Source organism: Streptomyces sp. NRRL B-24484 (assembly GCF_000717715.1).
GTDB lineage: Bacteria > Actinomycetota > Actinomycetes > Streptomycetales > Streptomycetaceae > Kitasatospora.
Map to the genome: position 1 here is coordinate 114,384 of NZ_JOAI01000001.1, position 24,851 is coordinate 139,234.

Consider the following 24,851-nt stretch of genomic DNA (forward strand, 5'->3'; position numbering starts at 1 on the left):
CCCTGCGCCGCGCCGGCCCGTCGGTCACGGGCCGGTCCCCACGCCGACGCACGACGTCCGCGCCCCCACGAAAACCCCCACCCACCCCCACCGCAGGAGAAGCCCGTGAGGCTCACTTCAGCACGCCCCGGCGCCCGAGCCGGCCGCCGCGGCTCCGCCGCCCTGCTCGGCATGGCCCTGCTCTCGGGCGCCGTCCTGGCGCTCCCCGGCAGCGCCGCCCACGCCGCCGACACCCTGATCTCGCAGGGCCGGACGGTCACCGCCTCGTCGGTCGAGAACGGCGGCACCCCGGCCACCTACGCCGTCGACGGCAACACCGGCACCCGCTGGTCCTCGGCCGCGACCGACCAGCAGTGGATCCAGGTCGACCTGGGCGCCTCGGCGACCATCAGCAAGGTCGTGCTCCAGTGGGAGGCCGCCTACGGCAAGGCCTACCAGATCCAGACCTCCGCCGACGGCACCACCTGGACGACGATCTACTCCACCACCACCGGTGCGGGCGGCACGGAGACGCTCAACGTCACCGGCAGCGGCCGCTACGTGCGGATGAACGGCGTGACCCGGGCGACCGGCTACGGCTACTCGCTCTGGGAGTTCCAGGTCTACGGCTCGTTCGGCGGGACCACCCCGGACACCTGCGCGACCACCAACGCCGCGCAGGGCAAGGCCGCCACCTCCTCCAGCACCGAGAACGCGGGCACCCCCGCCTCGGCCGCCGTCGACGGCAACACCGGCACCCGCTGGTCCTCCGCCGCGAGCGACCCGCAGTGGCTGCAGGTCGACCTCGGCTCCGTGCAGCAGGTCTGCCAGGTCCAGCTGAACTGGGAGGCCGCCTACGGCAAGGCCTACCAGATCCAGACCTCGACCGACGGCACCACCTGGACGACGATCTACTCCACCACCACCGGCGCCGGCGGCAACGAGACCCTGAACGTCTCCGGCACCGGCCGCTACGTGCGGATGAACGGCACCCAGCGCGGCACCGGCTACGGCTACTCCCTCTGGGAGTTCGCGGTGCACACCGGCGGCGGCTCCACCGTCCCGCCCGTCCAGGGCGGCGGCGACCTCGGCCCCAACGTGATGGTCTTCGACCCGTCCACGCCGAACATCCAGGCCAAGGTCGACGAGGTCTTCACCAAGCAGGAGTCGAACCAGTTCGGCAACGAGCGGTACGCGCTGCTCTTCAAGCCCGGCACGTACAGCAACATCAACGCCCAGATCGGCTTCTACACCTCGATCGCGGGCCTGGGCCTGAACCCGGACGACACCACCTTCAACGGCGACGTCACCGTCGACGCCGGCTGGTTCAACGGCAACGCGACCCAGAACTTCTGGCGCTCCGCCGAGAACCTGCACCTCAAGCCGGTCAGCGGCACCGACCGCTGGGCCGTCTCGCAGGCCGCGCCGTTCCGCCGGATGCACGTCGAGGGCGGCCTCAACCTCGCCCCCGACGGCTACGGCTGGGCCTCCGGCGGCTACATCGCCGACTCGAAGATCGACGGCCAGGTCGGCAACTACTCGCAGCAGCAGTGGTACACCCGCGACAGCTCGATCGGCGGCTTCTCCAACGGCGTCTGGAACCAGACCTTCTCCGGCGTCCAGGGCGCGCCCGCCCAGGGCTTCCCGAACCCGCCGTACACCACGCTGGACACCACCCCGGTCTCGCAGGAGAAGCCGTTCCTCCACCTGGACGGCAACGACTACAAGGTCTTCGTGCCCGCGAAGCGCACCAACGCCCGCGGCACCTCCTGGGGCAACGGCACCCCGCAGGGCACCTCGGTGCCGCTGACCCAGTTCTACGTGGTCAAGCCCGGCGCCACCGCGGCCACCATCAACCAGGCGCTCGCCCAGGGCCTCAACCTGCTCTTCACCCCGGGCGTCTACCACGTCGACCAGACCATCAACGTGACCCGCCCCGGCACGGTCGTGCTCGGCCTCGGCCTCGCCACCGTCGTCCCGGACAACGGCGTCACCGCGATGAAGGTCGCCGACGTCGACGGCGTCAAGGTCTCCGGCCTGCTGCTGGACGCCGGCTCCGTCAACTCCCCCGCGCTGCTGCAGGTCGGCGACGCCGGCCCGGGCGCCTCCCACGCGGCCGACCCGACCGTCATCCAGGACGTCTTCGTCCGGGTCGGCGGCGCCGGCGCCGGCAAGGCCACCAACGGCATGGTGATCAACAGCAACAACACCGTCGTCGACCACACCTGGATCTGGCGCGCCGACCACGGCGCCGGCGTCGGCTGGGAGACCAACCGCTCCGACTACGGCTTCGTCGTCGGCGGCAACGACGTCCTGGCCACCGGCCTGTTCGTCGAGCACTTCAACAAGTACGACGTCTGGTGGAAGGGCAACGGCGGCCGGACGATCTTCTTCCAGAACGAGAAGGCGTACGACGCCCCCAACCAGGCGGCGATCCAGAACGGCGGCACCCGCGGCTTCGCGGCCTACAAGGTCGAGGACTCGGTCAACACCCACGAGGGCTGGGGCCTGGGCAGCTACTGCTACTTCAACGTGGACCCGACCATCGTCATGGACCACGGCTTCGAGGTCCCGGTGAAGTCCGGCGTCAAGCTGCACGACATCCTGGTCAACTCGCTCGGCGGCAACGGCCAGTTCGCCCACGTGGTGAACGACACCGGCGCCCCGACCTCCGGCACCTCCACCACGCCGTCCAACGTCGTCTCCTTCCCGTGACGGACCACCCCCGCACCTGACGGTCCGTCACACGGCGGCCGCCGCACCGGAGCACCGGTGCGGCGGCCGCGCCGTGCGCGTGCGGGGCTCAGGCCTCGTCGCCCTCCGGATTGATGTGCGGCAGGATCCTGTCCAGCCAGCGCGGCGTCCACCAGGCGTGCGGGCCGAGCAGCGTGAGCACCGCCGGCACCATCAGCAGCCGGACGACGGTCGCGTCGATCAGCACGCTCACCGCGAGGCCCAGGCCCAGCATCTTCACCACGATGTTGTCGCTCAGGATGAACGCCGCGAAGACGCTCACCATGATCAGCGCCGCACAGGTGATCACCCGGGCGGTGATCTCCAGCGCGTGCGCGACACTGCCCTTGGCGTCCCCGGTGCGCGTCCAGTTCTCGTGCACCCGCGACAGCAGGAACACCTCGTAGTCCATGCTCAGGCCGAAGACGATGGCGAACATCATCATCGGCACGTAGCTCTCGATCGGCACCGTCCCCGACACCCCCAGCGCCGGACCGCCCCAGCCCCACTGGAAGACCGCCACCACCACGCCGTACGAGGCCGCGATCGACAGCAGGTTCAGCACCGCCGCCTTGACCGCCACCAGCAGGCCGCGGAAGACCGCCAGGATGATCAGGAAGGCCAGCCCGACGACCACCGCGATGATCGCCGGCAGCCGGCTGGCGACGATGTCGCGGAAGTCCACCTGGGCGGCGGTCGTGCCCGTCACGTAGGTGATCGCCGGGGTGTTGGCCACGGCCTTCGGCAGCGTGGTGTCCTGCAGGTCGTTGACCAGCTGGGTGGTCTTCTCGTCCTGCGGCTGCTGGGCCGGGATCACCGTGGAGGTCAGCACGTCGTTGTCGCTGGACGGCAGGAACGGGCCGATGCTCGCGATGTTCGGGGTGCCGGTCAGGGCCTGCTGGACGGAGGTGACCACCGCCTGCTGGTTCGCCGCCGGCACGTTCGTCTGGTCGATCACCACCGTCAGCGGGCCGTTGGAGCCGGGACCGAACGCGTCCGACATCAGGTCGAAGGCCCGCTTGTCGGTGAAGGACGGCGGGTCGGCGCCGTCGTCGATGTGCCCGAGCTGGATCGAGAACAGCGGGATCGCCAGCACGCACACCACGACCACGCCGGAGACCAGGAACCGCCACGGGTGGCGCTCCACGACCTGCGCGTAGCGGTGCCAGGTGCCGGTGACCTCCTCGCCCGGCGCGGCGTTGCTCTCGGCGACCGGCTTGCGCACGTGCCAGCGGTCGATCGCCCGGCCGATGATGCCGAGCATCGCCGGCAGCAGGGTCAGCGCACCGGCGACCGCCGTCACCACGGTGACGCCCGCGGCCAGACCCAGCTTGGAGATGAAGCTGACCCCGGAGACCGACAGGCCCGCCAGCGCGATGATCACCGTGCAGCCGGAGACCAGCACCGCCCGGCCCGCGGTGGACACCGCGTGTCCGGCCGAGCCCGCCGGGTCCCCGCCGTCCATCAGCCCCTGCCGGTAGCGGGTCAGCAGGAACAGCGCGTAGTCGATGCCGACACCGAGGCCGATCATGGTGGCCAGGGTCGGCGACACGGTCGCGAAGGTGGTCGCCGCGGCGAGCAGGCCGAGGCAGCCGAGGCCGACGATCACCGCGATCAGCGCGTTGATCAGCGGCAGACCCGCCGCGATCACGCTGCCGAAGCCGATCAGCAGCACCACGATCGCCACCGCGAAGCCGATCGCCTCGCTGCTGCGGTCGTCGGCCTTCGGCCGGGCCGCCTCGCCCAGCGGACCGCCGTACTCCACCTGCACCCCGGCCTGGCGCAGCGGGGCGACCGCGTTGTCCACCTTGGTCAGGTAGTCGCTGCCGTAGGTGCTCGGGTTGGCGTCGGTCTTGAAGGTGATGAAGGCGGTCAGCCCGTCGGTGGAGAGCGGGCCGTTCGGGGTCTGGGTGGTCGGCTGGCCGGGCTGCGGCAGGGGGTTCTGCACCGACAGCACGTTCGGCACCTGCTGCAGGTTGGCGACCGCCTGGTTGATCTGGTCGGTGAAGCCGGTGAGCGCCTGGGCGTCGTGCAGCACGATCTGCGAGCCGACGCCGCCGGCGGCCGGGTTGTGCGCCCGCAGCACGTCGAGGCCCTTCTGGGCCTGGCTGCTGGAGATGTTGAAGTCGTCCGAGAAGGTGCCGCCGACCACCCGGTCGGCGGCCTGGATGCCGCCCAGCGCGACCAGCCAGGCGATCAGGACGAGGACGCCGTGCCGGGCGCACCATGCGCCGAGCCGGTGCAGCACCCCGGGTCGGCGGGTCCTTTCCGCGGCGGCGGTGCTCGGCGGCGATGACGGCATGCGCCCTCCCGGGGGTCGGCACGGCCGGGAGCCACCGGCGGTGCATGGGGCTGTCGGGTGCCGGCACGCCGGGGTGTCCGGCGGTGCGAGCGGGGATCGGCGGTGCGAACGGTGATCGGCGGTTGACGGCCGGTGACGAGCGTAGGCAGCGGACCGGCCGCCGGGCGGGCCGACACACCGCCCCGTCCCCCGGACGCCGCTGCCCCCCGGATCGGGTGCGGCCCCCGCCGACCGCCCGTCAGGTCCACTGCCGCACGGGCCGTCCGTGCACATTCTCGACACCGGCTGGGGGCGTTCTGAGTGCTTTCTGACAGTCCTCTACGATCAACGCGTGTTGAGCCTGACCGGACTGCCGCTGCGCGTCCTCGCCGTCCTCCTCGCCGTCGCCGCCTTCGCCGCGACCATGTGGCTCTGGCCGAGGCTGGCCGGCCGCAGCTGGAAGGCCTGGCTCGGCCGGCTCGGCGCCTTCTTCGGCACCCAGCTCGCCGTGTTCGCGGCGATCGGCCTGATCGCCAACGCCTACTTCGGCTTCTACACCACCTGGGGCGACCTGCTCGGCACCGACGGCAAGCCGGGCACGGTCGTCGACCACGAGCCCGGCGGCCGCGCCGTGTCGGTGCTGGGGCAGCAGAAGATGTACTCCGCGCAGGGCTCCGCCGAGGACCGCTCCGGGACGATCGAGAAGGTCCGCATCCGCGGCGCCGCCTCCGGCCTCACCGGCACCCCCGCCTACGTCTACCTGCCGCCGCAGTACTTCCAGCCCGCCTACGCGCACAGCCGCTTCCCGATGGCGCTGGTGCTCTCCGGCTACCCCGGCTCGGCGGAGAAGCTGATCTCGCTGCTGGAGTACCCGGACTCCACGCTGAAGGCGATCCAGGCCGGCCAGCTGCCGCCCACCGTGCTGGTGATGATGCGGCCCACCCTGGGCGGCAACCGGGACACCGAGTGCATGGACATCCCCGGCGGCCCCCAGGTGGAGACCTTCTTCACCGAGGACCTCCCGCGGGCGATGGCCGGCACCTACCGCGTCCTGGACCGGCCCGAGGCGCGGGCCGCGGTCGGCGACTCCACCGGCGGCTACTGCGCCCTCAAGTTCGCGCTGCGCAAGCCCGACTCGTACCGCTCGGCGATCTCGCTCTCCGGCTACTACAGCGCCCCGACCGATCCGACCACCGGCGACCTCTTCGGAGGCAAGCCGCACCTGAAGCAGGAGAACGACCTGCTGTGGCGGCTGCGGACGCAGCCCGCCGCGCCGGTCTCGCTGCTGCTGGCCACCAGCTACGACGAGCACAACTACGGCGCCACCCAGAAGATGGTCACCGCCTTCAAGGCGCCCACCCGGATGTCCACGATCACCCTGGACACCGGCGGCCACAACTTCCGGACCTGGACGCGGGAGATCCCGCCCGCGCTGGAGTGGCTCGGCCACCGGCTGGCCCCGCCCGCGCCCGCCGGCTGACGCACCGACGGCCCCGCCGGGACCGTTCCCCGGGGCCGAAGAAGATCACACCGGGCTCATAGGCCGCTCTCATGGGGCTCTCAGCCTGCGCCGCCAGCGTATCCCCCATGACCACGACCAGTTCCGTACCTCCGACCAGCGAACCGTGGCCCGAGGCCGCGAACTACCCGCCGCCGGCGCCCGCCGACCGGCGGGCCACGGTCGAACCGCTCTTCCCGCCGGCCGAGCTGCCGCCGCGCGGCCCCAAGGGGCCCGGGTCGTGGGCCGGCCGGCTGCGGACCCTGCCGGCCCGCGCCTGGCGCGGCCGCGCGGACGACCCGCGCTGGGTCCGGCCGGCGTTCCTGGCACTGCTCGCCGCGACCGCCGCCCTCTACTTCTGGAACCTGACCGCCTCCGGGTGGGCGAACTCCTTCTACTCGGCCGCCGTCCAGGCCGGCTCGCAGAGCTGGAAGGCCTTCTTCTACGGCTCCTCCGACGCGGCGAACTTCATCACCGTCGACAAGCCGCCGATGTCGCTGTGGCCGATGGCCCTCTCGGTGCGGCTGTTCGGCCTGAGCTCCGGCAGCATCCTCGCACCGCAGGTGCTGATGGCCGTGGCGACCGTCGCCACCGTGTACGCCACCGTGCGCCGTCGCTTCTCGCCGGTCGGCGGCCTGGTGGCCGGCGCCGCCCTGGCGCTCACCCCGGTCGCGGCCCTGATGTTCCGCTTCAACAACCCGGACGCGCTGCTGGTGCTGCTGCTCACGCTGGCCGCGTACGGCGTCGTCCGGGCGACCGAGACGGCGAGCACCCGCTGGCTGGTGTTCGCCGGCGTGATGTTCGGCTTCGGCTTCCTCACCAAGACCCTGCAGGCCTTCCTGGTGCTGCCGGCCTTCGCGCTGGTCTACCTGGTCACCGCCCCCACCGGCCTCGGCCGCCGGTTCCGGCAGCTGCTGTGGGCCGGCCTCGCCATGGTCGTCGCCGCCGGCTGGTGGGTCGCGATCGTGGAACTCGTCCCCGCCTCCGCCCGCCCCTACATCGGCGGCTCCCAGGACAACGACTTCCTCTCGGTGACCTTCGGCTACAACGGCTTCGGACGGATCACCGGCAACGAGACCGGCAGCGTCGGCGGCGGCGGCCGCGGCGGCGCCGGCGGCGGCATGTGGGGCGAGACCGGCATCACCCGGCTCTTCGACGGCGACATCGGCGGACAGATCGCCTGGCTGATGCCCGCCGCCCTGATCCTGCTGGTGGTCGGCCTCTGGGCGACCCGCCGCCACCCGCGCACCGACAGCGCCCGGGCCGCCTTCCTGGTCTGGGGCGGCTGGCTGGTCTGCACCGCGCTGACCTTCAGCTTCATGTCCGGCATCTTCCACCAGTACTACACGGTGGCCCTCGTCCCCGCGGTCGCCGCCCTCGTCGGCATGGGCACGGACGGCCTCTGGCGGGCCCGGCACCGGCTGCCGTACGCCGCCCTGCTCGGCGGCACCGTCGCCGTCACCGCGGTCTGGGCGTACGTGCTGCTCGGCCGCAGCGCCGACTTCCTGCCGTGGCTGCGCTGGGCCGTGCTGATCGGCGGCCTCGCCGCCGCGGTCGCCCTCCCGCTCGCCGGACGGCTCAGCGGGCCGCTCGGGGCACGACTGGCCACGGTCGCCGGGCTGGCGGCGCTGGCCGCGGCGCTCGGCGGGCCGACCGCCTACGCGGTGCAGACCGTCTCCACCGGGCACAGCGGCTCCATCGTCACGGCCGGCCCGCAGGTCCAGGGCGGCAACGGCTTCGGCGGACCCGGCGGCGGCCGGTTCCGGGCGGGCGGCGGCATGCCGGGCGGCACGGGGTTCCCCCCGGGCATGCAGGGCGGCCGGACCGGTCAGGGCCAGACGCAGGGACAGGGGCAGGGCTTCCCCGGGACGAACGGCCAGAACGGGTTCCCGGGCATGAACGGGCAGGGCTTCCCCGGCGCCGGGACCGGCGGCGACGGCCGGACCGGGCGCGGCGCGGGTGGAGCCGGCGGCATGGGCGGACTGCTCAACGGCGCCCGGGTGAGCAGCGAGCTCTCCGCCCTGCTCAAGCAGGACGCCTCGCAGTACACCTGGGTCGCGGCCGCCGTCGGCTCGCAGAACCAGGCCAGCTACCAGCTCGCCACCGGTGAGCCGGTGATGGCCCTGGGCGGCTTCAACGGCACCGACCCGTCGCTGACCCTGGCCCGGTTCCAGGAGTACGTGAAGGAGGGCAAGGTGCACTGGTTCATCGGCGGCGGAGGCTTCGGGGGCGGAGGCGGCATGGGCGGCTCCTCCGAGTCCTCGCAGATCGCCACCTGGGTCTCGGAGAACTTCACCGCCAAGACCGTCGGCAGCACCACCGTCTACGACCTGACGGCCCAGAAGTAGGGCTGCCCGCACAGCAGAGGCCGACCTCAAGGGGCGCGGGGAACTGCGCGCAGCGGAAGGTACGGACTGTTACCTCCCGCCCGCGCAGCCCCCGCGCCCCTGGCTTTGCTCTGCCTGGGCCGTCAGGTGCGCCGTTCCCGGAGGGTCAGCTGCACTGGGCGAGCATGGTCTGCTTGTCGGCCGGGGTGACCGGCAGGTCGTACTTGAGGGCGACCTGGGCGAAGCGGACGACGTAGGCGCAGCGGATCCCGGCGTCGGCGGGGAGCCACTCGGAGGGGCCGGAGTCGCCCTTGGCGGAGTTCTGCGGGCCGTCGGCGGGGATCAGGTTGAGCGGGTCGTTGGCGATCCGGACCCGCTTGGCCTTGTCCCACTTCGCGGCGCCCATCTGCCAGTCGTAGGAGAGCGGCATCACGTGGTCGATCTGGATCCTCGTGGCCTGCGCCTTCGTCCACTGCACGTCCTTCCCGGTGTACGGGTCGTGGATGGTCATGGACGTGACGGTGCAGGCGGAGCCGTCCTTGTGCTGGACGGAGCGGCCGTCCCGGGCGAGCAGGTCGTTGCGGGTGTCGCAGTTGTTGTGGCCGAGGGCGGTGCCGTCGACGTTGTCCGTCCAGGCGGGGCCGAACTGGTCGCGGTCGTAGCCGGTCCGGGGCCCCGCCGCGGCGGTGCGGACCTTGCCGATCAGGTCGCGGCCGGCCTTGTGGTCGGCGGCGGAGGTGAGCGGGCCGAGGCCGGGCTTGGTGCCGTCCGGGTTCTGCAGCGGGCTGGTGCCGAGGGCGCCGGCCGGGGCGTGGTCCGCCGAGCTGCCGGGGGTGCCGGAGGTGCAGGCGGTGAGCAGGAGGGCGGGCAGCAGCAGGGCGGACAGGGCGGTGGCAGGACGGGCGCGCACGGGTTCTCCCCCGACGGTGTGGCGGTGACGGCGCACCAGCAGAGCAGGGGCCGTCCCGCCCGGTCAAGCCGCGGGGTGGCGGCGGGGTGGCGGCGGTCAGCCGCCGATCGCGGACATCGGGCGGTCGGGGCGGACGAAGCCGGCCGAGTCGATGGCGTGGCCGGGGCCCTTGCGGGCGATGGTGGCGCGCCAGGCGGCCTCGATCCGGTCGTCGTCGGCGCCGCCACGCAGCAGGGCGCGCAGGTCGGACTCCTCGGTGGCGAAGAGGCAGTTGCGCAGTTGGCCGTCGGCGGTGAGCCGGACGCGGTCGCAGCCGCCGCAGAACGGCCGGGTGACGGAGGCGATGACGCCCACGACGGTGTCGGTGCCGGCGATCCGCCACTCCTCGGCGGGGGCGTTGCCGTGCCGGCCGACCGGGACGAGCTGCCAGCGGCCGCCGAGGTCGGTGAGGATCTCGTCGGCGGTGACCATGCGGGCGCGGTCCCAGGCGCCCTGGGCGTCGAGCGGCATGGATTCGATGAAGCGCATCCGGTAGCCGTGCTCGGCGGCGAACTCGACGAGGTCGCGCAGTTCGTCGTCGTTGACGCCGTGGACGGGGACGGCGTTGATCTTGACGGGGTCGAGGCCGGCGGTGCGGGCGGCGGCGAGTCCTTCGAGCACGTCGGTGAGCCGGTCGCGGCGGGTGATCTCGGCGTACCGCTCGGGGCGGAGGGTGTCCAGGGAGACGTTGACCCGGTGCAGGCCGGCGGCCTTCAGGTCGGCGGCGGTTCGGGCGAGGCCGATGCCGTTGGTGGTGAGCGAGAGCTCGGGGCCGCCGTCCGGGCCGTCGAGGGCGGTGAGGGCGGCGACCAGGCCGGGCAGGCCGCGGCGGAGCAGGGGTTCGCCGCCGGTGAGGCGCAGGCTGCGGATGCCGAGGCGGTGGACGGCGATCCGGGCGAGCCGGACGACCTCGTCGTCGGTGAGGAGTTCGGGGCGGGGCAGCCAGTTCAGGCCCTCGGCGGGCATGCAGTAGGTGCAGCGCAGGTTGCAGCGGTCGGTCAGCGAGATCCGCAGGTCGGTGTGGATCCGGCCGTAACGGTCGAGCAGGGGGCCGCCGGGGGGCTGCGCGGTGCCTGGAGCGGTGGAGCGGGGTGCCATGCGCCCAGTACAGGGCGCGGGCGGGGGTCGCGGCCAGCGGCGGAAGTTCCGGTGTCCGCCTCTGACCTGCGAGGTCGCCTTGTCGGATCGTCCAACTGCCGCTGCGGCGGCCGGGTCGGGAGACTGGGGGCATGAGTGATCGGCGGATTCCGGCCCTGGTACTGGCGGCGGGCGGCGGGCGGCGGCTGGGCGGTCGGCCGAAGGCGCTGGTGGAGCACCGCGGGCGGCCGCTGCTGGAGCACGCGCTGGAGGTGGTGCGGGCGGGCGGCTGCGGGCCGGTGGTGGCGGTGCTGGGGGCGGCCCGGGACGAGGTGCGGGCGCGGGCGGAGACGGGCGGCTGCCTGCTGGTCGACAACCCGGCGTGGGAGAGCGGGATGGGCTCCTCGCTGCGGGCGGGGCTGGCGGCGCTGCCGGCCGGTGCGCCGGCGGTGCTGGTGATGCTGGTGGACACCCCGGGGGTGACCCCGGAGGCGGTGCGGCGGCTGCTGGCGGCGCACCGGTCGGGCGGGCAGCTGGTGGCGGCGGCGTACGGCGGGCGGCGCGGGCATCCGGTGCTGATCGGGTCGCGGTACTTCGCGGAGGCGGCGGCCGGGGCCACCGGGGACGCGGGGGCGCGCGCACTGCTGGCCGCGCACGCCGGGGGGCTCCTCCTGGTGGAGTGCGGCGACGTCGCGGTGCCGGACGACCTGGACACCCCGGAGGACCTGGCCCGGTGGACGGCGTCCGCCGGCTGAACCGGCTTGCGGCGAAGGCGCGTTGGCCCCTCGCGTACGCCTCGGCCACTGGTGCCCCCGCTGTTCGGCGGGGGCGCCGCCGCCGACGGGTCGTACGCCCCTCAACTCTCCCTGAGGTTTGCCGTAACCCGTTCCACCACCTGCCCGGATCAGCGAAGATATGGGTGACCTGCCCAGCCGACACCGAACGGACGGTGCCAGCCATGACCGCAGTGCCGCAGCCCGACGACTTCAGCGACCGGGCGCCCGGCCCCGCCCCGTCCGCGGGTGGCACCGCGATCCGCTGCCCGGCCTGCCGTGCCGAACACGTGTACGAGCCGCCGAGCCTGCCGTGTCCGTGCGGGGCGCAGCTGCGGGTGCCGCTGCTGCGCGGCGGGGTGCCGGTGCAGGTGCGGTTCCGCTCCTGGGAGGACTCCTGGTTGAGCATGCGGTGCCCGCACTGCGGCCGCAACGACCAGTGGCCGCAGCCGGAGTTCACCTGCAACTGCGGGGCGACCGTCCGGCTGCCGGTGGACCGCTCCCCGCGGACGCCCTCCGCCGGGACGGCCGGCCGGCCGTTGGGCGCGCGGCCGTACACCACGGCGGTGCCGCCGGAGCAGGTGGCGTCGCCGTCGGGCCGGCACCGGCTGATGCGGCCGCCGTTCCGCCCGCAGCCGGTGCACGCGCCGCAGGACGCGCTGCCGGCCGCGGCCCGCTACCTGCAGTGGCTGGGCTTCGAGGACCTGGAGCTGACGGACGGCCAGGACCGCGAGGCGGTGACGCTGCTCGGCTCCCGGATGGTGGCCCAGGTGGACACCTGGCCGGACCCGGCGGACGTGAAGGCCGTCGAGTGCCTGTGGATGCAGACGCTGCACAGCGAGGAGATGGCGGCGGCGATGTTCACCCTGGCCGGCTACTCGCACCAGGCGGTGGTCCGCGGCGAGCAGTTGCTGGTCGCGCTGTTCACGCTGGACGCCTCGGGCATCCCGCAGCCGGCGAACGGCGCGGCCGAGGCGCTGATGGAGACCGGCTGGACGTCCTGACCCCCGCCGCGGCGGAGGGTGCCACTCCGCAATCCGTACCGCTCGTGATCTGGTGCACAAGCTCGCCCCCGTGTTGAATTGCCGCCACAGCGCGGCGGAGGGGACGGCCGCGCCCCTGCCGGATGGCGCACACAAGGAGGTGGCGTTGTCGGAGCACGGAACGGGCCCGGGGGGCGTGGCGGACGCCGTATGGCGGCTGCGGTCGCGCGGATGCTGGCAGGAGGCTGCGGAGTTACTGCGACCGCACGCCGGAAGGGATCCGACCGCCGCCCTGGAGCGGGCCGAACTCCTCATCGAGCAGTGCATGTTCACGGCCGCGAACTGGGCCGAGGCGGAGGCGGCGCTGCGGCTCGCCGAGGCTGGGGCGGCGGCGCCGGGGCAGCGGGCCGCGGCGGCCTGCGCCCGCGGGTTCCTCGCGTACGTGGCGAGCGTGCTGGGCAGGCGGGACCGGCTGGACGAGGCGCAGGCCGCGCTCGGCCGGACGTCCGCCCTGCTCGCCCCGGACGCGCCGGGCCGGCCGCTGCTGGACTTCCGTCGCGGCCTGGTCGCCGAGAACCTGCTGCACGACCCGGCGGCGGCGCGGATCGCCTACCGCCGGGCGCACGACGCCGCGGTGGAGCGCCACGACGACCTGCTCTGCTCGTACACCTGGCGGCACCTGGCCGGGCTGGCGCTGGCCGGCGGCGACCGGGAGCGGGCCAGGGAGGGGTTCCGGGCCTCGCTGCGGTTGCGTGAGGAACTCGGCTTCACGGTGGGGGTGGCGCCGGCCCTGGCCTCCCTCGCGGACGTCGTCGAGCCGGCGGAGGCGACCCGGTTGCGGGCCGAGGCGGCCCGGCTCGTCCAGGCCCTGGGCGGCGTGCCGGTCTGGCTGGCCGGCCGGCTGCAGGTCCCGTCGCAGAACGCGGACCGGGACGGCTCGGCGGTCCGGGCACCGGGGACGGCCTGAGGGGGCGGCACCCGCGCGGCGCGGGCCGCCCGCACCGCGCAGCCGCTCCCCCGGTCCGTCCCGCGACCGCGGCCGACGGCCCCGGCACCGGCGGCACCGACGCCCGCCCCGGGCGGCCTCGGCAGCCCCGCCGGCGTGAGCTAAGGTAAGGCTAACCTGTCCGGGGCGAGCAGTGCCCCGGACGGGTTCCGCCGACGCCGTCCCCGGGCTCCGCCGAGCCCCGTACCGCTGGGGCCCGCATGACCCTGACCGCCACTGAGGCCGCCCCGGTGCCGGCCCGCCCCGAACCGCCGCTCGCGGGCAGCTACCGCAGACTGACCGCCGCCCACCCCGCGCTGCGCGTCCGGCAGGCGCCGCCGCCCTCCGGCACCGGCTGGGTCGCAGCCGGGCGGCTGGCCGCCGACCCGGAGGCCGTCCGCGCCGCGATCGCCTTCGACGCCGAGGCCGGCGAGCGCGACCACGGCACCCCGCTGCGCCCGGACGTGGCGGCGGGCTTCTGCTTCCACCGCTGGGTGTGGCCGGTGGCGCTGGCGATCACCCTGCCGTGGTTCCTGGAGCGCCGGGTGCCGCGGCTGCCGGTCGGCCGGGTCGCCTTCCACCGGGCGCACGGCGAACTCGCCGTCGACCCGGTCGAACTGGTCGGCCTGCCGGGCGACCCGCTCGCCGCCGGGGGGCTGCTGCGTACGGTGCCGGACGAGGCCGCCCTGCGCGCCGAACTGCTGGACGCCGTGCACGAGCACGTGGCGCCGATGGTGGCCGCGTTCCGCCCCTGGGTGCGGCGCGGCCCGCGGACCCTCTGGGGCACCGCGACCGACGACGTGGTCGAGGGACTCTGGTTCCTGGCCGGCCGACTCGGCGAGGAGGAGCGCGCGGTCGCGGAGCTCACCGCCCTGCTGCCCGGCGGCGGACCGGCGCCCTTCGTCGGCGGCGCCGCCTTCCGCACGGCGGACGGAATGCGCACACGCTCTCGGTCGACCTGCTGCCTGTTCTACACCGTTAGCCCGAACGAGCTGTGTTTCACCTGCCCGCGGCAGCGGGAAAGGTGATTGCCATTCGAATATTCGCCGATAATTCCCCCGCACCGGTGCATCGCCGGTAATCCCGCCCTTCGGCGCCCGAATTCTCCGCCATCATGGTCCAGCCGTCCCTACGCAGGAAAGCGAGGCTGGTTCAGGTCATGAGACTGTCCGACATACCACTGGGCTGGGGCGCGGTGGGCACGGCCCTCCTGGTGGTCGCCGCCGTGCTCGTGGCGTTCGCCCGCAACCGGGCGGCCGCGGCGACGGGCGGGTCCGATTCCTGGGAGCGCTCGGAGGAACGCCGCCGCCGCAAGGAATCCCTGTACGGGGCCGCCTCGTACACCCTGCTCTTCTGCTGCGCCGCGGTCGCCGCGGCGCTGTCCTTCCACGGCCTGGTCGGCTTCGGCGTGCAGAACCTCAACCTCTCCGGGGGCTGGGAGTACCTGGTGCCGTTCGGCCTGGACGGTGCCGCGATGTTCTGCTCGGTGCTGGCCGTCCGCGAGGCCAGCCACGGCGACGCGGCCCTCGGTTCCCGGCTGCTGGTGTGGCTGTTCGCCGGCGCCTCCGCCTGGTTCAACTGGGTGCACGCGCCGCGGGGCCTGGGCCACGCCGGGGCGCCGCAGTTCTTCGCCGGCATGTCGCTCTCGGCGGCCGTGCTCTTCGACCGGGCGCTCAAGCAGACCCGCCGGGCGGCGCTGCGCGAACAGGGCCTGGTGCCCCGTCCGTTGCCGCAGATCCGGATCGTCCGCTGGCTGCGGGCGCCGCGGGAGACCTACGCCGCCTGGTCGTTGATGCTGCTGGAGGGGGTGCGCACGCTGGACGAGGCCGTGGAGGAGGTCCGCGACGACCGGCGCACGGCCGCCGCCGACCGCGAGCGCCGGCGGCGCGCCAGCCGGCGCGAACGGGCCGAGATCCGCGCCCTCGGCCGCCACCACGGCGTCTGGCGGCAGCGTTCCGCCGCCCGTCAGTTGGAGGCGGGCGGCACGGAGCCCGTCATAGCCGGCGACCCCGCCCCCGCCGAGGGGCGGGCGGCCCCGCACCCGGGGCTGCCCGTCCGGCCGGCGCCGAGTGTCGACCTGACGCCGGAGGAGGACACCATGACGCTGCCCCGCCTGGACTCCCTGGAGCAGAAGCTCAAGGACCTGGAGCAGCAGTTCGGCTGACCGCCGGACGCTCCCCCGGCCCGAGGTCCCCTCAGCTGTCCGTCGAAACGGGACCCTCGGCGGACAGCTCGAACCACATCCGCTTGCCGGAGCCGCGGGGCTCCACGCCCCAGCCGTCGGCGAGCGCCTCGACCAGCATCAGTCCGCGGCCGGAGGAGGCCTGCTCGCCGGGCGTGCGGCGGGTCGGCCACAGGTCCGACTCGTCCTCGACCTCGACCCGCAGGCGGGCCCGGCCCTGGCCGGGCGCCTGGTAGAGCCGGGCGGTGAACATCGCGTCCCGGTCGGTGTGCCGGATCGCGTTGGTGACCAGCTCGGAGGAGAGCAGTTCGGCGGTGTCGATGAGGTCCGGCACCTGCCAGCGTCTCAGCGCGTCCCGCAGTTCGCCGCGGAGCTCGGAGATCCGGGCGAGGTCGGCCTGGCCGATCCGGCGCCGCAGTTGCTGGGCGGCGCGGCCGCCGGAGGGGCCGTCCCAGCGGAGCAGCAGCAGCGCTATGTCGTCCTCGCGCTCGCTGGAGTCGGCGGCGCGGGCCGCGACCCGGTCGGCGAGCTCCTCCAGCGGTTCGCGGGCGGACTCGTCGCGGGCCGGCAGCGGTGTGGCGACCGCCTCGCAGAGCCGGTCGAAGCCGGTGTCGAGGTCCATGCCGCGGGCCTCGACCAGGCCGTCGGTGCAGAGCAGCACGGTCTCGCCGGGGTCGAGGCTGAACCGGGTGACCCGGTACTCCTCGTCGGGGTCGACGCCGAGCGGCAGGCCGCCGGCGACCGGCAGGACGGAGGCCGAGCCGTCGGCCCGGCGGACCACCGGGTCGAGGTGGCCGGCCCGCACCGCGTAGACCACGCCGTAGTCGACATTGACCTCGGCGTAGGTGCAGGTGGCGAAGTGGTCGGTGTCCAGGTCGGCGAGGAAGCGGGAGGCGCGGGCCATCACCGCGGCGGGCGGGTGGCCCTCGGCGGCGTAGGCGCGCAGCGCGATCCGGAGCTGGCCCATGATGCCGGCCGCGTGCACGTCGTGGCCCTGGACGTCGCCGATGACGAGGCCCACGTGGCCGCCGGGCAGCGGCACCACGTCGTACCAGTCGCCGCCGATCTGCAGGCCGGAGCCGGCCGCGAGGTAGCGGACGGCGGTGGTGACGCCGGGCACCGAGGGCACGGCGCGCGGCAGCATGACCCGCTGCAGGCTGGCGGCGAGCTCGTGCTCGGCGTCGTGCAGCTGGGCGCGGGCCAGGGACTGCGCGACCAGGCCGCCGAGGGTGGAGAGCAGGGTGCGGTCGTCGGCGTCGAGCTCGCGGTCGTCGTCGAAGCTGACCACGCAGACGCCGATCGCCCGGCCGCTGACGACCAGCGGCAGGAAGGCCCAGGCGCTGCGGCCGGTGCCTTCGCCGAGCTGCTCCCAGGCCTCCGGGTAGCGCTCGCGGTACTCGTCGCGGTCGGCGATGAAGACCGGGGTGCGGGTGCGGACGGCGAAGGACATCGGGTGGTCGGCGGCGAGCGGGGCGCGGTCGTGCCGGGCGATCAGCTCGCTGCGGTAGCCGCTGGCGCCGAGGATGGCGAGCCGGCCGGCCTCCAGGGAGGCGAGCGCCAGGCCGTCCGGCGGCAGGCCGGGCAGCGGCAGCTCGGTGAAGACCCGGGCGACGTCGCGGACGGTGACGGCCTCGGAGAGCGCGCGGGCGGCCTCCTTGATGAACCGGGAGCGCTCCTCGCGCAGCACGGCGAGCTCGCCGGCCTTCTCGCGCTTGTGCAGCTCGACGGTGGCGTCCCAGACGAAGCCGACCATCCGGGAGGGGCGGCCGAAGGCGTCGGCGAGGACCCGGCCGCGGAAGCGCACGGCGTGCATCTCGCCACCGGGGTGGACGGTGCGGTAGTACGCGCCGCACTGGCCGAGCTCGGCGACGGCCCGCTCGACCCGGCGGCTGACGACGGGGGCGTCCTCGGGGTGCAGCAGGGCGAGGAAGGCGGCGGAGCTGCGGTCGAAGCGGTCCGGGTCGAGGCCCAGGATGTCGCAGGCCCGCTGGTCGCCCTCGAGGATGTCGCGGCGGATGTCCCAGTCGAACGAGCCGATGCCGTTGGCGGCCATCGCCGGTTCGAGCCAGTCCGGGGTGGAGTCGCCGCCGCGGCCGGACAGGCTGCGGCCGGTCGGGGGGACGGGCAGGCCGGCGGTCGCGGTGCGCAGCGCGTGGCCCGCGGCGGTGCGCACCGCCTGGGCCGGTGGGCTCCGGCGCGCGGGCCCCTGCGGCTCGGGCTCTGTCGCCATGTGTCTCCTGCCGCTGCAGGCCGTGCCGTCCGGGCGGACGGCACGGCCGTGTCGTGATCGGATCGCGTGTGCCGGCCGGTGGGCCAGGTCGGGAATCGGTTCTTCCCGCCGCGCATCGCGCACACATTCTCACTAGCCTGTCGTATGTTCGGCAAGGCGGCAATCCCGGAGCACCGTCCGGGTGTCGCAAAGGTGGGGCAAAGATGGGGCCGAGGTAACGGTTCGTATACGTTTCAGGACGGTCCGAGCTCGAACCAGGTGACCTTGCCGTCGCCGCGGAGCTGCACTCCCCAGTCGTCCGCCAGCGCCTCGACCAGCAGCAGTCCGCGGCCCGAGGTCGCGTACTCGCCGGGCGCCCGGCGGCCGGGCAGCCCGGGCGCGCCATCACGGACTTCGATCCGCAGCAGCCCCTCCGGGGTGAGCGCCGCGTCGAACACCGCGCCGGTCGGGGTGTGCACCAGTGCATTGGTGATCAGCTCGGAGGTAAGCAGCTCCGCGACGTCGGCGCGCTCCGGCGGCAGCCCCCAGCGGTCGAGCACGGCCCGCAGCCGGCGGCGGACGGCGCCCACGGCGCTCAGCTCGCCCGGCCCCAGGACGGCGTGCAGCCTGCGATGGAGCCCGCAGCCGGCCTCCCGGGGCGGGGCCGGGGCGTCGTCGGGCGCCGCCCTCGGCGGCGGCGGGCCGCCGGCCCGCACCGGCGCCCCCGCGGTCTCCGCACCGGATGCACCGGACGTCCGCGGCTCACCGGCGGCACCGCCGCCCCGGGCGGTGCGACCGCCGGATCCCGTGCGCCCGCCGCCCGGCCCGGCGACCGCCGGCCGCCGGTGCGGAAAACGTGGCTGACCGTCCATCAAAACGCCCCCGCCCTGCTCAGGAACGCCCCACCGGTCCCCCTCCGAGGGCGTCCAGCCGTCGGAAGTCCTCATGCCCATTCCCAACGGCCCGCAACAGCCCGGTCCCGGCCATCCGGGGTGAAGCGGGGCTCGGGAGCGACCGTGTGATCCTCCGGACACGGTCGAAGAGGTTTGGCGGGGCGCACGGGGCCGCACCGAGCCCCGGCCGGGCGCCCCCGGCGCACGCCCGTCCGGCGGCCGGGGCCCCGCTCCGGTCGACGCCGGGGGCCGTCCGCGGCGCAGCCGGGGCGTCCCCGTCGCGCCGCCGTGCGGAGCACCACCGAGCGAGCAACGCTGGACACGGCGGCCGGGCCCGGGTTCAATGGGGCCCCGATGTTTGAACGCCGTTCTAACACCACCGACCACCCACCGGCACCCGCGAGCGAGGAACCGTGCGACTGACCCCCACCGAACGGGACCGGCTGCTGATCTTCACAGCCGCCGAACTGGCCCGCGCCCGCCGCGCCCGCGGCGTGAAACTGAACGTGCCCGAGGCCACCGCGCTGATCGCCGACACCGTCTGCGAGGCGGCACGCGACGGCCGGCGGCTGGCCGAGGCCATCGAGGCCGGCCGCTCGGTGCTCTCCGCCGACGACGTGCTGCCCGGTGTGCCCGACGTGGTGACCGTGATCCAGGTGGAGGCGGTCTTCGACGACGGCACCCGGCTCGCCGTGGTCAACGACCCGTTCCGCGGTGCCGGCTCGCTCGGCGACGAGGCGCCCGGCGCGGCTCTGGCCGGGCCCGGCGACGGCTACGACCCGGTGGAGGAGACGGTCGTGCTGCCCGTCCACAACACCGCGGCGGTGCCGATCTCGGTCACCTCGCACTTCCACTTCTTCGAGGCCAACCCGCGCCTCGCCTTCGACCGCGCCGCCGCCTACGGCACGCACCTGGCCGTGCCGGCCGGGTCCTCGGTGCGGTTCGACCCCGGGGCCACCGTCGAGGTCGGCCTCGTCCCGATCGGCGGCGAACGGGTCGCCATCGGCTTCGCCGGACTGGTCGACGGGCCGCTGGACGCGCCCGGCGCCAAGGAGGCCGCCCTGGAGAAGGCGCGCGCCACCGGCTACCTGACCAGCTTCGACGACGCGGAGGTCGAGTCGTGACAGCCATCTCCCCCCACGACTACATCTCCGTGCACGGCGCCCGCACGGGCGACCGGATCCGGCTCGGCGACAGCGGGCTGATCATCCGGGTCGAGTCGGACTCGCAGGAGCCGGGCAACGAGTTCCTGGCCGGATTCGGCAAGACCGCCCGGGACGGCCTGCACCTGAAGGCCACCTCGATCCGCGAGACCTGCGACGTGGTGATCAGCAACGTCGTCGTGATCGACGCCGTCCAGGGGATCCGCAAGACCTCGATCGGCATCCGGGACGGCCGGATCGTCTCGATCGGCCGGGCCGGCAACCCCGACACCATGGACGGGGTGGAGGTCGTCGTCTCGACCGGCACCACGATCGTCTCCGGCGAGGGCATGATCGCCACCGCCGGCGCCATCGACACCCATGTCCACCTGCTCTCGCCGCGGATCATGGAGGCCTCGCTCGCCTCCGGCGTCACCACGATCATCGGCCAGGAGTTCGGCCCGGTCTGGGGCGTCGGTGTCAACTCCCCCTGGGCGCTGCGGCACGCCTTCAACGCCTTCGACGCCTGGCCGGTCAACATCGGCTTCCTCGGCCGCGGCTCCTCCTCCGACCCGGCCCCGCTGATCGAGGCGCTCGCCGAGGGCGGTGCCTCCGGCTTCAAGGTGCACGAGGACATGGGCGCGCACACCCGCGCCCTGGACACCGCCCTGCGGGTCGCCGAGGAGTACGACGTCCAGGTCGCCCTGCACACCGACGGCCTGAACGAGTGCCTCTCCGTCGAGGACACCATCAGGGTGCTGGAGGGCCGGACGATCCACGCCTTCCACATCGAGGGCTGCGGCGGCGGACACGTCCCCAACGTGCTGAAGATGGCCGGCGTGGAGAACGTCATCGGCTCCTCCACCAACCCCACCCTGCCGTTCGGCCGGGACGCCCTCGGCGAGCACTTCGGCATGATCGTCTCGGCGCACGACCTCAAGGTCGACCTGCCGGGCGACGCCGCGATGGCCCGCGACCGGATCCGGGCCGGCACGATGGGTGCCGAGGACGTGCTGCACGACCTCGGGGTCATCGGCATCACCTCCTCCGACGCCCAGGGCATGGGCCGGGCCGGCGAAACCGTACGCCGCACCTTCGCGATGGCCGGCAAGATGAAGGCCGAGCTCGGCCCGATGGACGGCGAGGGCTCGTACGGCACCACCGCCGGCGGCGACGACAACGAGCGGGTGCTGCGCTACATCGCCAAGCTCACCGTCAACCCGGCCATCGCACACGGCCTCTCGCACGAGGTGGGCTCGCTGGAGGTCGGCAAGCTCGCCGACATCGTGCTCTGGCGCGCCGACCACTTCGGCGCCAAGCCGCAGCTGGTGCTCAAGGCCGGCTTCCCCGCGTACGGCGTGGTCGGCGACCCCAACGCGTCCACCGACCGCTGCGAACCGCTCGTGCTGGGGCCGCAGTTCGGCGCGCACGGTGCCACCGCCGCGGACATCTCGGTCGCCTTCGTCTCGCAGGCCGCCGCCGAGGCCTCCTACCTGGACGTCGCCGGCGACCAACTGCCCACCCGCAGGCGCCGGGTGGGTGTCCGAGGCACCCGCGGGATCGGCCCCAAGGACATGGTCCGAAACGCCCGCATCGGCCACGTCCAGGTGGAGGCCGCCACCGGCCTGGTCTCGCTGGACGGCGAACCGCTGCGCTCCGACCCCGCGGACAGCGTCTCGCTCAGCCGCCTCTACTTCCTCTGACCCCCACCACTGCATAGGAACGCACCCTCATGACCACTCCCGCCGAGCTCGGCTTCAGGATGCCCGCCGAATGGCACCCGCACGAGCGCACCTGGATGGCCTTCCCGACCGCCAACCCCACCTTCGACAGCCCCGAGCACCTGCACGCGGGCCGCGAGGCCTGGGCCGCCGTCGCCAACACGATCGTCCGGTACGAGCCGGTGACCCTGGTGGTCAACACCGGCGAGACCGACGAGGCGCGCAAGTACGTCGCCCCCGAGGTGGAGATCGTGGAGCGGCCGCTCGACGACGCCTGGATGCGCGACATCGGCCCGACCTTCCTGGTCGACGGCAGGGGCGCGGTGGCCGCGACGGACTGGATCTTCAACGGCTGGGGCGCGCAGTCCTGGGCCCGCTGGGGCAACGACCAGGACATCGCCGAGCACATCACCGGGCTCACCGGCGTGCAGCGCTTCGCCTCCCGGCTGATCAACGAGGGCGGCGGCATCCACGTCGACGGCGAGGGCACCGTCCTGGTCACCGACACCGTGCAGCTTGGCGACGGCCGCAACTCCGACTGGACCCGCGAGGAGGTCGAGGCCGAGCTGCACGCCTTCCTCGGCACCACCAAGGCGATCTGGCTGCCGCGCGGGCTCACCCGCGACTACGACGAGTTCGGCACCCGCGGGCACATCGACATCGTGGCCTCCTTCGTCCGCCCCGGCGTGGTCGTCGCGCACGTGCAGCCCGACCCGGCCCACCCGGACCACGAGGTCTGCCGGGAGCTGGTGGCGATCCTGCGCGCCTCCACCGACGCGCAGGGCCGGCCGCTCCAGGTGATCGAACTGCCCGCCCCCACCGTGCTGCTGGACGAGGAGGGCGAGCCGGTCGACTACTCGTACATCAACCACTACGTGGCGAACGGCGCCGTGGTGCTCTGCGCCTTCGACGACCCGCGCGACCAGGAGGCGGCGGCGATCCTCGCCGAGGCCTACCCGGGCCGCACGGTGGAGCTGGTCGACGCCCGCGAGATCTTCGCCAACGGCGGCGGCATCCACTGCATCACCCAGCAGCAGCCGCAGGGCTGACGAAGGGCCGGTTCCTGCGTCGGGGCCGGTGCGGTACCGCAAGGTGCCGCACCGGCCCCGGCGTTTCCGCACCCGGAGCGCGTCGACCGGACGGATTCACCCGAACGGATTCAGCCGCCGGCGGCCCGGGTGAGGACGGCGGTGACGGCGTCCAGGTAGTCGGACCAGCAGTCGCCGGTCGGCGGAGCGCCGGGCCCGCCGCCGTGGCAGCGGGCGCATCGGCCGCAGCGCCGGTAGCGCGGCACCTCGTCCGGCTCGGGCAGGGGTTCGCGGGACCCGCGGGGTGCGGGGTCGGGATCGGGGTTCGGCTTCAGCACGGGTCCTCCTGGACCTCGGCCCAGACCACGGTGCGACCGGAGCCGTCACTGGCGCCCCAGCGCGCCACGGACCTCAGGACCCGCAGCACGGCGGCCCACTGCTCGTCGGTGCACCGCTCCGGGATCGTCACGGTGATGCGGACAGCGCCAGGGGCTTTCCCGGTGGTCGTCGCGACCTCGCCGGTGGCCCGTTCGAGGGCTTCGCGCAGGACGTTCGCACGCACGCAGACCTGCACCGCCCCTTCCCTAGTAACAGACTGGAACTGTACTAATAGACTAGTGGCCGGACGGATACTCTGTCACCTCGCCGTCACACAGTGAGAGGACACAGGATGAGTCAGGACAGCTCGCCGCCCCCGTACCTCCGGGTGGCCGAGCGGCTCCGCCAGCGCATCCAGTCCGGCGACCTCGCACCCGGCGACGTCCTGCCCTCCCTCGCCGAGATCCGCACGGAGACCGGGTACTCCGGCACCGTGGGGCAGCGCGCCTACGCCGTGCTCGTCGACGAGGGCCTGGTCGTCGCGCGGCCCGGCCGCGGCCACTTCGTCCGCTCGCAGGAGGAGCGGCCGGTGCTGGTGCGCCGCCCGCGGGTCGCCGCCGGCTCCGGTTCGCCGACCGAGGCGCAGCTCACCGTCCAGGGCGTCCGGGCGAGTTGGGACAGCGAGTCGACGACCGCCCGGGCCGACGCACGGATCGCCGAGCGCCTCGGCATCACCGCGGGCGACCCGGTGATGCACACCGCCTACGTCTACCGCGCCGACGGCGAGCCGGTGCAACTGGCCGACTCCTGGGAGCCGATGGCCGTGACCGGCGGCACCCTGGTCGTGCTGCCGGAGGCCGGCCCGTACGCGGGCATCGGCGTCGCCGACCGGATGGCGCTGATCGGGATCGAGGTCGACACCCCGGTGGAGCGGGTCACCGCGCGCGGCGCCTCCCGCGCCGAGGCGGCCCTGCTCGGCACCACGCCAGCGGCCCCGGTGCTGGCCGTCGAGCGCACCTACTACGACCGGGCCGCCGGCCGCGCCGTGGAGACGGCCGACATCGTGCTGCTCGGCAGCCGCTGGGCCGCCGAGTACGGCACCCGACCCACTCCCGCGGACGGGCCCGCCGACGCGCAGGGCTGACCACCCGGACCGGACCGACGCGCCGTCAGCCCCCGCGCCGGGCACGGCCGGATCCGTTCGTTGAGCGTTCATCCGTGTCCGGATTTCGGTCTGTCGACCGGCCCCCGCCGATGGACGGTTCCGCGGGCCGACCGCGTCTTGCCAGCATGGGGACCGCGCGACGGCGCATATGCCAAAAGCACGTGCCACCGCCGACGCGTCGTCAGATCCGTTCCACCAGGGGGGAACCACCCATGTCCGAAGCCGGCAACCACGCCGAGCTGACCCGCCGCCGGATGCTCCAGGGCGCAGGCGTCGCCCTCACCGCCGCCGTCGGCACCGCCGTCCTCGGCCTCGCCGGGCCGACCGGCACCCCGGCCGCCGCGGCCGGGCCCGGCGGCCACGACACCTTCGACGAGGTCTACCGCGGCCGCCGCATCCAGGGCCGACCCGCCGCATCCGGCCACCACCACCACGGCGCCGACTACACCGTGCAGATCGACGGCGAGGAACTGCACGTCATGCGCAACGCCGACGGCACCTGGATCAGCGTCGTCAACCACTACCAGTCGCACCAGACCCCGCTCGCGCTCGCCCGCGCCGCCGTGGTCGAGCTGCAGGGTGCCACGCTCGTGCCGATCGCCTGACCG

General features: G+C 74.1%; 20 protein-coding genes. 13 read left to right on the top strand and 7 right to left on the bottom strand.

The genetic code is table 11. The annotated features are described in order from the left end of the window. Positions 1–171 precede the first annotated feature (171 nt). On the top strand, positions 172–2,694 hold the full coding sequence (locus IE98_RS0100520; RefSeq protein ID WP_030262192.1) for a discoidin domain-containing protein: 2,523 nt from the start codon (positions 172–174) through the stop codon (positions 2,692–2,694). 88 nt (positions 2,695–2,782) lie between these two features. Here IE98_RS0100520 and IE98_RS0100525 read toward each other — a convergent pair whose 3' ends face one another. Further along, positions 2,783–5,014, bottom strand: a complete 2,232-nt coding sequence (locus IE98_RS0100525) for an MMPL family transporter (protein ID WP_030262194.1) — start codon at positions 5,012–5,014, stop codon at positions 2,783–2,785. A 331-nt stretch (positions 5,015–5,345) separates the two neighbouring features. On the opposite strand from IE98_RS0100525, the gene IE98_RS0100530 reads away from it, so the two are divergent. Then, positions 5,346–6,473 carry an alpha/beta hydrolase gene (locus IE98_RS0100530; protein ID WP_234443357.1) on the top strand — a complete coding sequence of 376 codons (1,128 nt, stop codon included), beginning with the start codon at positions 5,346–5,348 and terminating at the stop codon, positions 6,471–6,473. 107 nt (positions 6,474–6,580) lie between these two features. After that, positions 6,581–8,839, top strand: coding sequence for an ArnT family glycosyltransferase (locus tag IE98_RS0100535; RefSeq protein ID WP_030262199.1), 2,259 nt, complete (start codon positions 6,581–6,583; stop codon positions 8,837–8,839). A gap of 145 nt (positions 8,840–8,984) precedes the next feature. On the opposite strand, the gene IE98_RS0100540 is transcribed toward IE98_RS0100535, so the two are convergent. Together IE98_RS0100540 and moaA are read right to left on the bottom strand one after the other, a co-directional pair. Next, positions 8,985–9,728, bottom strand: a complete 744-nt coding sequence (locus tag IE98_RS0100540) for an HNH endonuclease family protein (protein ID WP_030262202.1) — start codon at positions 9,726–9,728, stop codon at positions 8,985–8,987. Between the two features lie 96 nt (positions 9,729–9,824). Next, on the bottom strand, positions 9,825–10,865 hold the full coding sequence (gene moaA, locus IE98_RS0100545; protein WP_052389956.1) for a GTP 3',8-cyclase MoaA: 1,041 nt from the start codon (positions 10,863–10,865) through the stop codon (positions 9,825–9,827). Positions 10,866–10,996: 131 nt separating this feature from the next. Here moaA and IE98_RS0100550 point away from each other — a divergent pair, with 131 nt between their 5' ends. The 5 genes from IE98_RS0100550 (at position 10,997) to IE98_RS0100570 (ending at position 15,749) form a co-directional block, all read left to right on the top strand. Then, on the top strand, positions 10,997–11,599 hold the full coding sequence (locus IE98_RS0100550) for a nucleotidyltransferase family protein (RefSeq protein WP_030262208.1): 603 nt from the start codon (positions 10,997–10,999) through the stop codon (positions 11,597–11,599). A gap of 203 nt (positions 11,600–11,802) precedes the next feature. Further along, a complete protein-coding gene (locus tag IE98_RS0100555; protein ID WP_234443358.1) occupies positions 11,803–12,621 on the top strand; it encodes a hypothetical protein in 819 nt (272 codons plus the stop codon). Between the two features lie 145 nt (positions 12,622–12,766). Then, positions 12,767–13,567, top strand: a complete 801-nt coding sequence (locus IE98_RS0100560) for a hypothetical protein (protein ID WP_030262214.1) — start codon at positions 12,767–12,769, stop codon at positions 13,565–13,567. 239 nt (positions 13,568–13,806) lie between these two features. Then, positions 13,807–14,613, top strand: coding sequence for a (2Fe-2S)-binding protein (locus IE98_RS0100565; RefSeq protein WP_030262217.1), 807 nt, complete (start codon positions 13,807–13,809; stop codon positions 14,611–14,613). Positions 14,614–14,744: 131 nt separating this feature from the next. Next, positions 14,745–15,749: a DUF2637 domain-containing protein gene (locus IE98_RS0100570; RefSeq protein ID WP_030262219.1), complete on the top strand. Its 1,005-nt coding sequence runs from the start codon at positions 14,745–14,747 to the stop codon at positions 15,747–15,749. A 31-nt stretch (positions 15,750–15,780) separates the two neighbouring features. Here IE98_RS0100570 and IE98_RS0100575 read toward each other — a convergent pair whose 3' ends face one another. After that, positions 15,781–17,997, bottom strand: a complete 2,217-nt coding sequence (locus IE98_RS0100575) for a SpoIIE family protein phosphatase (RefSeq protein ID WP_078660681.1) — start codon at positions 17,995–17,997, stop codon at positions 15,781–15,783. Between the two features lie 233 nt (positions 17,998–18,230). Then, entirely contained in the window at positions 18,231–18,566 is a 336-nt protein-coding gene (locus IE98_RS50375) for an ATP-binding protein (protein WP_234443359.1), read from the bottom strand. Between the two features lie 716 nt (positions 18,567–19,282). On the opposite strand from IE98_RS50375, the gene IE98_RS0100585 reads away from it, so the two are divergent. From IE98_RS0100585 to IE98_RS0100595, 3 genes are read left to right on the top strand one after another with little or no spacing between them, the layout of a single operon-like run. Next, entirely contained in the window at positions 19,283–19,993 is a 711-nt protein-coding gene (locus IE98_RS0100585; RefSeq protein WP_030262226.1) for an urease subunit gamma, read from the top strand. Continuing rightward, positions 19,990–21,714 carry an urease subunit alpha gene (locus IE98_RS0100590; RefSeq protein WP_420706146.1) on the top strand — a complete coding sequence of 575 codons (1,725 nt, stop codon included), beginning with the start codon at positions 19,990–19,992 and terminating at the stop codon, positions 21,712–21,714. The genes IE98_RS0100585 and IE98_RS0100590 overlap by 4 nt, the downstream gene beginning before the upstream one ends. 29 nt (positions 21,715–21,743) lie before the next feature. Continuing rightward, positions 21,744–22,781, top strand: a complete 1,038-nt coding sequence (locus tag IE98_RS0100595; protein WP_030262232.1) for an agmatine deiminase family protein — start codon at positions 21,744–21,746, stop codon at positions 22,779–22,781. 110 nt (positions 22,782–22,891) lie between these two features. Here IE98_RS0100595 and IE98_RS0100600 read toward each other — a convergent pair whose 3' ends face one another. Further along, positions 22,892–23,098 carry a hypothetical protein gene (locus tag IE98_RS0100600; RefSeq protein WP_030262234.1) on the bottom strand — a complete coding sequence of 69 codons (207 nt, stop codon included), beginning with the start codon at positions 23,096–23,098 and terminating at the stop codon, positions 22,892–22,894. Next, positions 23,092–23,322 (bottom strand): hypothetical protein, encoded by a 231-nt coding sequence (locus IE98_RS0100605; protein WP_159400792.1) that lies wholly within the window; start codon positions 23,320–23,322, stop codon positions 23,092–23,094. Before IE98_RS0100605 ends, IE98_RS0100600 begins: the two co-directional genes overlap by 7 nt. 108 nt (positions 23,323–23,430) lie before the next feature. Here IE98_RS0100605 and IE98_RS0100610 point away from each other — a divergent pair, with 108 nt between their 5' ends. Together IE98_RS0100610 and melC1 are read left to right on the top strand one after the other, a co-directional pair. Continuing rightward, a complete protein-coding gene (locus IE98_RS0100610) occupies positions 23,431–24,222 on the top strand; it encodes a GntR family transcriptional regulator (RefSeq protein ID WP_043173176.1) in 792 nt (263 codons plus the stop codon). Positions 24,223–24,455: 233 nt separating this feature from the next. Beyond that, positions 24,456–24,848 carry an apotyrosinase chaperone MelC1 gene (gene melC1, locus IE98_RS0100615; protein ID WP_030262243.1) on the top strand — a complete coding sequence of 131 codons (393 nt, stop codon included), beginning with the start codon at positions 24,456–24,458 and terminating at the stop codon, positions 24,846–24,848. Positions 24,849–24,851 lie beyond the last annotated feature (3 nt).